The organism is Staphylococcus lutrae, assembly GCF_002101335.1.
In the GTDB taxonomy this organism is placed as follows: domain Bacteria; phylum Bacillota; class Bacilli; order Staphylococcales; family Staphylococcaceae; genus Staphylococcus; species Staphylococcus lutrae.
The window spans coordinates 234,630-247,275 of sequence record NZ_CP020773.1 but is presented as its reverse complement, the minus strand read 5'-3'; the positions used below and the strand labels follow the sequence as shown (position 1 = coordinate 247,275).

Annotated in this window: 14 protein-coding genes and 1 riboswitch; of the genes, 10 read left to right on the top strand and 4 right to left on the bottom strand. The window is 35.9% G+C overall.

Translation table 11 applies throughout. From position 1 onward, the window contains the following. Nucleotides 1-27: 27 nt before the first annotated feature. Nucleotides 28-330, bottom strand: coding sequence for a hypothetical protein (locus B5P37_RS01175; RefSeq protein WP_085236317.1), 303 nt, complete (start codon nucleotides 328-330; stop codon nucleotides 28-30). A gap of 152 nt (nucleotides 331-482) precedes the next feature. On the opposite strand from B5P37_RS01175, the gene B5P37_RS01170 reads away from it, so the two are divergent. Together B5P37_RS01170 and B5P37_RS01165 are read left to right on the top strand one after the other, a co-directional pair. Next, nucleotides 483-1,193 carry a transaldolase gene (locus B5P37_RS01170; protein ID WP_085236315.1) on the top strand — a complete coding sequence of 237 codons (711 nt, stop codon included), beginning with the start codon at nucleotides 483-485 and terminating at the stop codon, nucleotides 1,191-1,193. 165 nt (nucleotides 1,194-1,358) lie between these two features. Next, complete coding sequence (locus B5P37_RS01165; protein ID WP_085236313.1) at nucleotides 1,359-1,808, top strand: magnesium transporter; 450 nt, start codon at nucleotides 1,359-1,361, stop codon at nucleotides 1,806-1,808. Here the strand turns inward: B5P37_RS01165 and B5P37_RS01160 are convergent. Next, entirely contained in the window at nucleotides 1,805-2,245 is a 441-nt protein-coding gene (locus tag B5P37_RS01160) for a competence protein ComK (protein ID WP_240622364.1), read from the bottom strand. The two genes, B5P37_RS01165 and B5P37_RS01160, sit on opposite strands and share 4 nt — an antisense overlap. Then, on the bottom strand, nucleotides 2,242-2,736 hold the full coding sequence (locus B5P37_RS01155) for a sigma-70 family RNA polymerase sigma factor (protein ID WP_085236311.1): 495 nt from the start codon (nucleotides 2,734-2,736) through the stop codon (nucleotides 2,242-2,244). Before B5P37_RS01155 ends, B5P37_RS01160 begins: the two co-directional genes overlap by 4 nt. 196 nt (nucleotides 2,737-2,932) lie before the next feature. Here B5P37_RS01155 and B5P37_RS01150 point away from each other — a divergent pair, with 196 nt between their 5' ends. The 7 genes from B5P37_RS01150 (at nucleotide 2,933) to ribH (ending at nucleotide 10,188) form a co-directional block, all read left to right on the top strand. After that, entirely contained in the window at nucleotides 2,933-3,154 is a 222-nt protein-coding gene (locus B5P37_RS01150; protein WP_085236309.1) for a hypothetical protein, read from the top strand. A 154-nt stretch (nucleotides 3,155-3,308) separates the two neighbouring features. Further along, on the top strand, nucleotides 3,309-4,172 hold the full coding sequence (gene sagB, locus B5P37_RS01145; RefSeq protein WP_085236307.1) for a peptidoglycan release complex glucosaminidase SagB: 864 nt from the start codon (nucleotides 3,309-3,311) through the stop codon (nucleotides 4,170-4,172). Between the two features lie 632 nt (nucleotides 4,173-4,804). Further along, complete coding sequence (locus B5P37_RS01140) at nucleotides 4,805-6,376, top strand: FAD/NAD(P)-binding protein (RefSeq protein WP_085236305.1); 1,572 nt, start codon at nucleotides 4,805-4,807, stop codon at nucleotides 6,374-6,376. Between the two features lie 161 nt (nucleotides 6,377-6,537). Next, nucleotides 6,538-6,672: riboswitch (FMN riboswitch) on the top strand. 161 nt (nucleotides 6,673-6,833) lie between these two features. Further along, nucleotides 6,834-7,877, top strand: a complete 1,044-nt coding sequence (gene ribD / locus B5P37_RS01135) for a bifunctional diaminohydroxyphosphoribosylaminopyrimidine deaminase/5-amino-6-(5-phosphoribosylamino)uracil reductase RibD (protein ID WP_085236303.1) — start codon at nucleotides 6,834-6,836, stop codon at nucleotides 7,875-7,877. Between the two features lie 4 nt (nucleotides 7,878-7,881). Further along, a complete protein-coding gene (locus B5P37_RS01130; RefSeq protein ID WP_085236300.1) occupies nucleotides 7,882-8,511 on the top strand; it encodes a riboflavin synthase in 630 nt (209 codons plus the stop codon). Nucleotides 8,512-8,524: 13 nt separating this feature from the next. Continuing rightward, nucleotides 8,525-9,706 (top strand): GTP cyclohydrolase II, encoded by a 1,182-nt coding sequence (gene ribA, locus B5P37_RS01125; protein WP_085236298.1) that lies wholly within the window; start codon nucleotides 8,525-8,527, stop codon nucleotides 9,704-9,706. A gap of 17 nt (nucleotides 9,707-9,723) precedes the next feature. Further along, nucleotides 9,724-10,188 carry a 6,7-dimethyl-8-ribityllumazine synthase gene (ribH, locus tag B5P37_RS01120; RefSeq protein ID WP_085236296.1) on the top strand — a complete coding sequence of 155 codons (465 nt, stop codon included), beginning with the start codon at nucleotides 9,724-9,726 and terminating at the stop codon, nucleotides 10,186-10,188. A 279-nt stretch (nucleotides 10,189-10,467) separates the two neighbouring features. On the opposite strand, the gene B5P37_RS01115 is transcribed toward ribH, so the two are convergent. Then, nucleotides 10,468-11,451, bottom strand: coding sequence for a proline dehydrogenase family protein (locus B5P37_RS01115; protein WP_085236294.1), 984 nt, complete (start codon nucleotides 11,449-11,451; stop codon nucleotides 10,468-10,470). 466 nt (nucleotides 11,452-11,917) lie between these two features. On the opposite strand from B5P37_RS01115, the gene B5P37_RS01110 reads away from it, so the two are divergent. Continuing rightward, the gene (locus tag B5P37_RS01110) at nucleotides 11,918-12,250 is read left to right on the top strand and encodes a hypothetical protein (RefSeq protein ID WP_085236292.1); all 333 of its coding nucleotides are present in this window, start codon (nucleotides 11,918-11,920) and stop codon (nucleotides 12,248-12,250) included. Nucleotides 12,251-12,646: the final 396 nt, after the last annotated feature.

Genomic DNA, 12,646 nt, shown 5'->3' with positions numbered 1-12,646 from the left:
ATCACCATTCTTTATTATTGATCTATTTTAAATAATACCAAACGTATAGAGTGAAGCAATAAGATGGATGATTAATACAACAAGCAAAAGTAATGGTTGTACTTTAGAGGCTTGATGAATCCAACTTCGACGCTCAGGTAAATGTTTGATAGATTTATCAGCAAAACGAATCGCAAAAATTAAAATCAAAAAATTGACCACACTACATACTAAAATTAACTTTGCGATTGAAGTGATATACATATTAAGCATTGGATTTAATGTATTAAAGTAAAGACTGATGAGCATCAACAAAACAGATAAATAAAAGTATTTCTTAGACTTGGACATACGATGCCTCCTTTTCATATCGCTAGTTATCATATCATATTTTTATAATGATTTGTATTGAATGAAAAAGTTTCTAAGCGTAAAAATAGCATGATAAGCCTAAAAAGTGTTATAACTTTAAGTATAATAACAATTCAAGGAGGCACAATGCTATGGCTGATTTAAAAGTACGTGTTTTTGCAGATGGTGCAGATATAGAACAAATGAAGCGTGCATATCAAAATAAAGAAGTAGACGGTTTTACAACAAATCCAAGCTTAATGGCAAAAGCTGGCGTTAAAAATTATATTGAATTTGCAAAAGAAGCTGTAGAAGCGATTCCTGATGCATCCATTTCATTTGAAGTGTTTGGTGATGATATGGAAACCATGGAAAAAGAAGCAGAAGTCATTCAACAATTTGGAGAAAATATCTTTGTTAAAATTCCTATTGTTAATACAAAAGGGGAGTCCATGCTTCCACTGATCGAAAGATTGTCAGCTAAAGGCGTCAAACTGAATGTAACTGCTGTCTATACACTTGAACAAGTGAAAGCCATTACGGAAGCTGTGACGACAGGTGTAGAAACATACGTTTCTGTTTTTGCAGGTCGTATTGCAGACACAGGCGTCGATCCACTGCCACTCATGAAAGCGTCCGTTGAAGTGACACATAGCAAAGCGGGCGTTCAGCTTTTGTGGGCAAGCTGTCGTGAGCTATATAATGTTATTCAAGCAGATGAAATCGGTGCGGATATCATCACATGTCCGGCTGACGTGGTTAAAAAAGTTCCGAATATTGGACGTGACATTGACGAATTGTCTGTAGATACGGTTCAAGGTTTTGCGAAAGACATACAATCATCTGGTTTAAGTATTTTGTAAATTCAATAGTATTGCATTAAAACGCACATATGGGTAGGGAGTGAGTAAGCTGTAACCAGATTGCTTAACCTACGCATATGTGCTTTTAATTTTTATCGTGTTGATTGCAATGTGTGATTTTTTGGGATATTATTTGTGAAGATCGATGACATAAAGGAGTTTACCATGAGAAATGATGTGTTTGAATATAAAGTAAAGAAAGAAATGTGGTATTTAAATGCACGCGAGAAACGGGCGCTTGCGGAATGGATGAAACACCAAACGGTTGAAGCAATACAGCAAGAATATCAATCCCCGCGTAGATTTGTATATGATTACTTGCAACAACATGTTTTCAAAACACGCGTGTTGTCAACAGGGCATCTTGTTACATCTCTCATCGGTTTATTGGTAACGAATATTATCTTGTTAGGCTTATTTATTACGGGTTTATTACTCAGTTTGAGTGCTGTACATTATTTTATCCAGCCACAAGTGCATTTGTCGATAAGTCTAGTCGTTGTTATACTTATCTGCGCCATTCTCTTAATGATCTTGACCATTTATTTAATGAAGCGTAGCAATGCCTTTTTCACAAAGCGCTTGCTCGATTACAAAATGAATCGTGTCCGCTAGTTTATGATGAGTGTTGAGAGCATGTGTGCATCTTTCCATTGACTGACGAATTGATGTAAAGGTATCGGGACTACAAGTGTGGTATTGTTTTTGAAATGAATGCATGTTTCATTTCGTTGAGAGGAAGCCGCCACAACTTGCGCCATATTGATGTAATATTGAATTGGAGCGCGTTGTGACAATAACGGACATAAAATAAGCGTCAAATCCATAAATATAGGGACCATTTTAGAGACATTTAAAAGTGCACGAGCTTGCTTTTTTTGTGTACGTATTTCTTTATGAAATCGGTAGGCAAGATGATTCAAATATTGTTTCAAATTGAGTTGACTTCGTTGATTATAGGTTGAATATTGAATAAAAGTACGGTAATTCAATTGTTGGGCCGTTTTGATAAACAAAATATTTTCGGCGTCGTGTTGAGATAAAGACATCATCTATTCATTCCTTCCTGTACATTTTCATCTGTAAGGGCTTGTCTTAAATAAAGGAGTGTAGTTGATTTATATTTTCGAATTGTCGTTGCAGAGACGCACATGCGTTGTTGAATCTCTTTTTGAAGGTAGCCTTCCATAAAATAATGAAGCCATGTTTGTTGAGCGGGACTTAACTCAAGAATGAGATCATTTAAGATGAAGTGATTGATAACGGGTGTATGATCACTGATTTCATAGATTTCTGAAGTCATGGGTACGAGTGGCACTTGTGATGATTGTTGTCGTAATAAGTCAATTAAGTAAAATTTTAAGCGGTAACTTACAAAGGTTGAAAAAGATTGATTGAATGTCGGTTGGTATTTCATTGAAAGTTCCCACAGCTTAATGGTTAACAGCTGAAAGTATTCTTCATAATTATATGAAATATGGTGCTGATGGAGTAAATAATGGATTAATTTGTAATACTGCTTGTAAAGTGTATCAAATATCATTTCGTTCACGCCTTTCTGTTTGACCGGTCAAATGTGTTATACCATAGCGAAATGATTGTGACATTGTGCTTTTTATGCTATTTTATGTTTAATATCAGGTGTAGATGGTATTTTATCGTTTATTTTTATAGGATAGACAGACTTACGCGTCACATTGGCCGTTTTATATGTCAAATGACTGAATAAGGAGGTTAATATGGATTACGAACATTTAAATTTAGAACATTTCTTTGCGCGCAATGACGATTTAGACATCATTCGAGACCGAGCAGAATTTGTGATGATTAATAATATGACAAAAGAGATGATGTATCGGGATGGCGCGGTAGAAGGGACTATTAATTTAGCGCCATATTATTATAAAAATCGTTCACAAGCAGTCAGTTTTATCATGATGGACTACCAGCGTGACAAATAGTAATGAATTATTTTACATATTCATTACTGTTTTTTTATGAATGTGTAACAAGAATAGATACGCGTTGTACATCAACGTGTAAGGTGGTAAAATTTGAGTTCTAGTAAGTTACAAACAAAACTACAATAAAGAAACATTCTGAAGAGGTGTGTTTATGAGAAAGCACAAGAAAGGCTCAATTCTTGCTGTCATCGCGTCATTCATCATTGCATGTGTTGCAGGTTTTTTCTTTTTTAAAATGATTGAAGACCAAATTTTCTTTAAAAGTGTAAAACAAGTAGAAAATGTTGAGGTTTTAGATGTCACGCTAGATCAAGCGGCAAAAAAACAAATTGATAACTATACAAGCCAACAAGTTTCAAATAAAAATCATACGAATTGGCGTGATGCATCAGATACTGAAATTCGAAATGCGATGGATAGTTCAAAATTTATGGATGACAAACGTCAAAAATACCAATTTTTAAATTTGTCAAAGTATCAAGGTATTGATAAAAACAGAATTAAACGTATGTTAAGAAATCATCCGACTTTATTAGCGCATACTGATGATTTTGTCAATGCAGCTAAAGATAAACAAGTGAATGAAGTATACTTAATTTCTCATGCACTTCTTGAAACAGGATCGGTTGTTTCTGAGTTGTCTAAAGGCGTCGAGATTGATGGTAAAAAGTACTATAACTTTTATGGTGTAGGGGCATTAGATGAAGATCCAATTAAAACTGGTGCTGAATATGCGAAGAAAAAAGGATGGGATACACCAGAAAAAGCGATCAGTGGGGGTGCGGAGTTTATACATGACCACTACTTATCTGGTCCGAACCAAAATACTTTATATAGTATGAGATGGAATCCTAAAAATCCTGGTGAGCATCAGTATGCAACTGACATCAACTGGGCAAAAAGTAATGCGATTATTATGGCTGATTTTTATCAAGATATGAAAACTGAAGGAAAATATTTTAATTGGTTTGTGTATAAGGACGATAAAAAGCATCAAGATGGCCATAATTATTAAAATTTAAACTTAAAAACCTAATAATATGAATCAATTCAATATCGTATAATGGTTATGAAACGGAACACGCCCTTCAAATATTGAAACAATCGTTCGTCGTTTACTGTGATAAGCGACGTCAACATCTATCAAGTACAACTAGCCATGATGACTAAAAATTGAACATCAAACCTTAAAACCAAAATAACACCCTCTAAAGAGGGACGATACAGTCCGCTTTAGAGGGTGAATGTGTGAAGTTTAATGAGAGGAAATGACAATACGCCGCTCAATAGATTCATGATTCTTACGGAAGATCATTATCAAAGCAGCGTTAACAAGCTGTTATTGCGCCTCGTTTTTACGACCTAATACTAAAAATAGAACAACCGTTGCAACAGTAACTTTAACAATGAATTTTAACATATTCATTCACTCCTTATTTACATACTACTATAACATATTCATAAAATGTAGCATGTGCATTTGAGCCCTTTCGACTTTAATTTTTCATCGTAATAAGGTTTGACACCGTTATAAAAATACCAACAACATTTGGTTTGAAGGGTGAAACACGTAAAATCTTTAATTCAGCTCCGATTTATAGGTATAATGTAAGGGTATCAAACAAATGAAAATGAGGATGATGCCAAATGAAAGTAGCCATTATTGGAATGGGAACAGCAGGTGTCAGTGTTTTACGACAGCTTGTTAAATATAAACAATTTAAAAAATTAGAAGTCGATGTGTATGACAATGCGCAGAATATGGGCCAAGGGAAGCCGTTTCAAAATGATAGCGAGAACTTATTGATTAATGTTCCGGTGGATAGATTGTCTTTAAATATTGATGATCTGTTAGAATTCAGATCATGGTACAATGCGCAAGATGAGTTTGATTATGGAGATGTAGAATATTTACCCCGCTTTGTATTCGGGCATTACATGAAACATTTTTTAGCTCAGTTTAATCAGACTTTTGACAACATCAATATCATTAAGCACCAAGTGACACATATGTATATTGAAGAACAAGAAAGTGAAATGATCCCTAAGCGTATTGCTGTATGTACTTCTGATGACCATCATAAGTGTCAAACCTACGATTATGTCTTTTTCACGATAGGAACACTGTCTTATAACGATCCATATGATTTAAAAGGGCAAAAAGGGTATATTCATTCTCCTTATCCAGCAAATCAAACTTTATCTGAAGTCAATGGTAATGATACAATTGCGATTTTAGGGACTGGGCTTGCTAGTTTAGATGTCGTACGATATGCCTTAGCACACCATCAACATAAACCAATCATTTTGGCGAGTCGCACTGGTAAACTGCCGAGTGTACGGGGGGACATGCAAAGTATTACATTTAAATATATAACTGTAGAGAAATTTGATGAGATAAAAGCAGAAAATATGGGTGTCGTCCCTCTTGAAATGGCAGTGAATTTGTTTAAAAAAGAATTTGAGGATCGTGATATTCCATTAGAGAAGCTCCTTAAGCGTCGTAAATATGATTCTATTTATGATTTGAAATATGATTTAAACCATCCTAAAGAGGTCGGGGCATTACAAAGTATGTTTGAGGCTTTAAAAGAGAATATGGATTGGATTTGGAACAGTTTGAGTCGTGATGATCAAGCACATTTTCTGAACAAATATCATCGCTATTTAAAAGAAAACACAAATCCAATGCCGCGTGAGACGGCACAACAATTAATTAAAGAAATCGAAGCAGGTCATCTTCATGTGTTATCAGGATTATCACATGTGCGTCGGTATTACGGGAAATATCGTTTGCGTTTTAAAAATGTCACTGAGGAAATGAAAGTCGATGTTATGATCAACGCGACAGGTCCAAAAAAACATTTGAGTCAATTAGATGAGGACGATGCGTTGCTCATTGATCTTGAGAATCGTCAAATTATACAACCGCATCCACAAGGTGGCATTCAAATTGTTCCGTCGACAAATGAAGTGATTAGCCCTTTATATGGAACGTTGAAAAATATGCGTGCGATGGGTCAAATCACAAACGGAGTTAATTTTGAACGCAATGGTGTGAATATGATTGTACAACAGGCTGTTCGTGCAGTAGAAAACTTGTATGAAACGTATCAGGCTCAAAAAGCATTGGACAAAGAAAAAAGAAAACAACAACAAAAAACCCAACATAAGCAACAAAAAAAGAAAAAAGCCAAAAAGAAACATCATAAGAAATAACCTGACACTGAGTCATTTGGAAATAGCAATTGATGCACAGGAGATAAAAATATTAATTTTTAATAGTATAAATGTTTGTAAAATATTCATAGATAAGATAAGATATACGCATAGTCTTGGCAAGAGACTATGCGTATCTTTTATTCTCAATACAATTTCATATATTCTTTCGGGGCTGGGTGAAAATCCCAACCGGCAGTAAATCATAAGCCTGCGACCTGTATCAAATTTTTGATATGGCTGATCTAGTGAGAATCTAGAGCCGACAGTGAAAGTCTGGATGGGAGGAAGAATAGTAACGGCATTTTTCACATTAATTTTTTAAATATATAATGTGAGTTTATTTGTCGTATCTAAAAAGTTGAATGAAAACAGATTCAATCTGAATTGAAGATTTTTCATACATCCTACCACTCGAAGTCGACAATCGAGTGTTTTTTTATTGAGGTGAAAGTCAATGCAATATTTAGAATATGCCATACAGTTGGCTGAAATGGTCGAAGGACAAACCGGTACGAATCCTGCTGTTGGTGCAGTCATCGTCAAAAATGGACGAATCATAGGTATCGGTGCGCATTTGAAAAAAGGCGAGAAACATGCTGAAGTGCAAGCAATCGATATGGCAGGTGAAAGCCATGTCAAAGGTGCAACAATATACGTTTCCTTAGAGCCATGTTCTCATTATGGCCATACGCCGCCATGTGCGCAAAAGATTATTGATACAGGTATTTCCAAAGTTGTATATGCAGCGAAGGATACAACTTTAAAAGATACAGGACATGCCATGTTGCGAGATCATGGCGTGGAAGTCGACTATCGACCGCATCCTAAAGCAACACAATTATACACGGAGTTTTATCAAAGTAAGCGTGCAAGTTTACCGATTGTGACAGTCAAAGTCAGCGCAAGCATGGATGGTAAACAAGCGACAGATGATTTCAAAAGTCAATGGATTACATCAAAAGCAGTAAAAAAAGATGTTTTTCAATTGAGGCATCGACATGATGCGATTTTGACTGGGAATGGCACCTTAATGCATGATAACCCTAGTTTAACAACACGATGTGAGGATGGTCACCATCCAGCGAAAGTGATTTTATCACGTTCTGGCCGTATCGATTGGCAAGCGCAACTTTTTCATGATCAAACAACACCGATATACGTCTATACTGAAAATGAAACGGTTATTTCACCGTGGGCGCATGTGGTGTTGATTCGAATGAATTCGGTTGAGATTGAAGCCGTGTTAAAAGATTTATATCAAAAAGGTTATGGTCGTGTTCTTGTCGAAGCAGGACCAAACGTAACATCACAATTTTTAGCGTCATATTATGTGACAAACTTCATCCTATATGTAGCCCCGAAATTAATAGGTGGTCAAGGAATTAATCAATTTTTTCATACGGAAAAAGTCACACCCCTTGATCAACTTCCACAATTTGAAATTGTACAAACAGATATACTAGATACCGATTTGAAACTACGATTGAGAAGGAAGTGACATCATGTTCACAGGTATCATAGAAGAAGTGGGTACAATTCAACATATTCAAACGCATCATCCCATTACAGAACTGACAATTCAATGTCAAAAGATAATCAGCGATATGCAGATTGGTGATTCGATTAGTGTGAACGGGACATGTTTAACAGTCACCCGTTTTAATAGCGATAGTTTCACAGTTCAAGTGATTAGAGGTACAGAAAATAAAACGTATTTGGCGCGGTTAAAAGTAAAAGATCACGTCAATTTAGAACGTGCTTTACGTCCAATAGATCGACTAGGGGGACATTTTGTTCAAGGTCATGTAGATGGTCGCGGTGTGATAAAAAATATACAAACCTCACAAAACGAATGGATTTATACGATTTCAGCAGATGAATCGCTCATGGCTCAAATGATTCCTCAAGGTTCAATCGCTGTTGATGGAATTAGTTTGACAATATTTAAGAAATTATCAAACCAATTCGAAATTCACCTTATTCCAGAAACACGAAAAGCAACAACACTGTCTACAAAAAAGCAAGGGGATCAAGTCCATTTGGAGACAGATTTGCTATTTAAATATGTAGCATCATTGACGCAACAAAATTCAAAGCTTTCAGTTCAAGACTTACTGAACGCTGGTTTTTAAAGGAGGGGATTTCGTGAAACGAGATACTATTGAAGCAGCCATTAATGCATTGAAACAAGGAGACATGATTATTGTTGTAGATGATGAAGGACGAGAAAATGAAGGGGACTTAGTTGCTATTACAGAGTGGATGCACGATGACACGTTAAATTTTATGGCACGTTATGGAAGAGGTTTAATCTGTGCCCCCATTACTGAAGACATTGCTAAGCAAGCAGGCCTTGAAAATATGGTGAAGCGAAATAATGATCCACATGAGACGGCTTTTACATATAGCATTGATCACGTTCAGTCAACAACTGGAATTAGTGCAATTGAAAGAACACAAACAGCACGCGCACTGATAGATGATGAAATGACGGCGGATACTTTTTATCAGCCTGGGCATTTATTTCCGCTGATTGCTAAAAGTAACGGTGTACTCGAACGTCGCGGTCATACTGAAGCGACAATAGATTTAGCACTTTTAACGGGTGCACGCCCAGCTGGTGTGATATGCGAAATCATGAACGACGATGGTAGTATGGCTAAAGGTGAACAACTTGAAGCATTCAAAATGGAACACAACCTGAAAATGATTACGATAGATGATCTGGTGGTTTATATTAAAAAGCATCGTCAACTGATTTCAGCAGAAGCAAAAATCACTTTGCCGACTCGTTTTGGCACTTTTGATATGTATGGTTTTACTTCAAAAATCGATCAACAAGAACATTTAGCACTTGTCAAAGGGGATTTTTCAACGACGATGAATGTGCGTGTTCATTCTGCCTGTGCAACTGGAGATATTTTTCATAGTGAGCGATGTGATTGTGGTGCGCAGTTAGAAGCCGCGATGACCTATATCCAACAACATGGGGGAATGATTCTTTATTTACCTCAAGAAGGACGAGGTATCGGTTTAGTAAATAAATTAAAGGCATATGAGTTAATCGAAAAAGGACATGATACGGTTTCGGCAAATGAGGCACTTGGTTTTGAACCGGATTTACGTGAATATGACGTTGCTGCTCAAATTTTAAAACATTTTGGCGTTACATCAGTCCGCTTATTAAGTAATAACCCAGAAAAAATACATGGTTTGACACGGTATGGTATTCAAATCGAAGAAAGAATTCCACTCGTCACAGAATCAAATGAGCACAATCATGATTATATGCAAGTCAAAAAACATCAAATGGGTCATTTAATATAAATCAAGGAGGTATTTTTATGAAATTTGAAGGGCAACTTAACGGCGAAGGATTAAAAATTGGGATTGTAGTGAGTCGGTTTAATGATTTGATTACCGGACGTTTACTTGATGGGGCAATGGATGCATTGAAAAGGCATCAAGTTGCAGAAACAGACATTGACGTTGCACACGTACCAGGCGCATTTGAATTGCCAATGGTAGCAAAGACAATGGCGCAAACACGTCAATATGATGCAATCATTACATTAGGCTGTGTCATTCGTGGGGCAACATCACATTATGATTATGTGTGTAATGAAGCGGCAAAAGGGATTGCTAAAGCGAGTGATGATACTGGAATTCCAGTGATTTTTGGTGTGTTAACAACAGAAAACATTGAACAAGCAATTGAAAGAGCCGGTACAAAAGCAGGGAATAAAGGTGCAGAAGCTGCAATTGGAGCAATCGAAATGGCACGTCTATTAGAACAGTTCAGTAGATAAGTATAGGTGCGGATTGACACTCAGCGTGTGTCCGTAAACATCAAAATGATTATTGTGAAAATGCATTGAACAAAATGGGATGTGCACTTCTAAAAGCAAGAATATAAAAGAGAAGAAGGAGATTTGCGTTGAATATCGCCCTTTATTTTGCTTCTTCAACGGAATTTCTCTTTATCGAGAGGGGGATGATCAATGCCATGGATAAAAATGGGATTTTGTCATCCCTCTCTTGTACTCTAGTTATGATGCATATATTGAAAGCACTGAGACTCAAGGTGATTAACGTTTTTTTAGTCGATTTAATAATGTCACGACACCCGCACTAACAGCGATAAACGTGATCAGTGATTTCGGTTTGACAAATTCTTTTAAAGCAAGCGTAATATTTTGAGGTCTTTCGGCTAAACGACGCATAAAATAACCAAACCAATCGTCACCAAATGGAACATAAATTGTGAAATGATAGCCTTCATTCGCAATAGATTCTGCCAATTCTGATCTAAAACCATAAAGCATTTGAAATTCAAATTGCGATTTATCAATATGATGTTTTTCGGCAAAAGCTTTAACATGATTAATAATCTTGTGGTCATGTGTCGCAATTGAAGTGAAATTTTCAGCAGTGAGTAATCTTTTCTCGATTAATCGTATATAGTTTTCGTCGATTTCCTCTTTAGTTTGATAAGCAATATACGAGGACTCTTTATACGCCCCTTTGACAAGACGTAAACGCAAATCGGGATATTTGTCGATCAAGACGTCTGCTTTAAACAAATACGCTTGAATCACGGTACCTACATTGTTATATTCCGCTTTTAAACGATCGAGTGTTTGAGTAATATCAAACAAACTTTCATATTTTTCAGTGTCGATGTTAATATGCATTTGATTCAATTCATGTGCTTTTGCTACGATTTCGTGAATATTACGATACGCCAACGCACGGTCAAATTCAGAGCCAAGTTGGCTTAATTTCACAGATATATGTGCATTTAAATGATTTTTGTGAATGGCTTCCATTACTTTAAGTATTTTGTCTTTTGCAGCAATGGCATCACGTTCATTGTTGACAAATTCCCCAAGATTATCAACAGTGGCCGCGATATTTTTTTTGTTTAATTTTTTAATTGTTTCAACCACATCATCAATCGTATTGCCTGCGACGACTTTTTTCGCCCCGAGTGAAGGTCCTACTGTTTTCGCTGCTGAATTTAAAAATGCATTATTAGATAATGCCATGAAAAAGTTTTTGACTAAGACCATTCTAAATTCCTCCCAGTTGTTCATGTTTTATCAATAGTGTATCACGAACATATCATAGGGGAAAACGTTTTCACATTAAAAAATATATTTTTATATAGGTAATGTATCATGTTAATTTGAACTAAATGTGAAGATGAATTTATTTATTTTTGAGTATTCGTCGCAATAGGTTCTTGAGCAATAGCAGTCATTAATGGCGCACTGAGTAGAAGTAAAATACATACCATACATTTAATGATAATTTTCATAATATACTCCTTGCTAAATGGTTTTGTTAAGCATAATCTAACATATTGATGTCAAGTTAACATGAAGTCTGTGTGAAGAGTTGCTGAAGTGATGTAAATCGCGCATTATTTGTTAATTTTTTGTAAATTGTTGCGCAGAAATCTTAATAAAATCTTTAAATGATTGGAAATACACGCGTGTTAAAATAAATGTAAATCTATATTAAGGGAGATAAGCAATGTTTAGAGATTTAGCATTCTATATATTTGGGACGTCGTTAGATACGTTTGTCCAGTATTTTGTTTTTGAACTTTTGCTACTCGTTATATTGGGATTGATTGTTGGTGTTGTCACGAAAAAAACATGGCCAGTGGTCGTCTTAATCATAGGATTGAATCTCGTTGATGCTGGAATTGTAGCTCAGTTTAATGCATCTCAAGGCGATGGCACGTTGTTGGGACAGTTAATGGGATTGATTGTTGCCAAATTTTTCCCTACTTTTTATGAGCTATTGTTAACGATTTTAATTTTACGATTCAAATTTGTTCGTAAAACATTTAAACTCGTTTAAGTGAAGCAATGGTCAAAAAGTTGTTTTTAAAGCTATCGGTATAAAAGTACAGTTTTGAAAAAGCAATTAAATATAAAATGATTCAAAGTGCCCCTGTCTATCAACGAGCCTGTCTCGATTGCTAGACAGGGGTAAAATCTTGACGTTAGGAAAAAGAACATCATTTTAAAGTGCACTTAACATCTGCCAAATTAGTCAATTTGACTACGTTCATCGGTGAAAACGATACATCAATGGTGCAAGATTTACGAATGTGCACTTTCATCTCGCTGATTGTCGTTGCAATAAATACCCATCGCATAGATCACAAGGTGTTCAAATGCACATTATTGGCAACGTTAATGTGATGATGGCGATTCATACTTGAGCGATACGACATTTCAAATTTGACGCCAT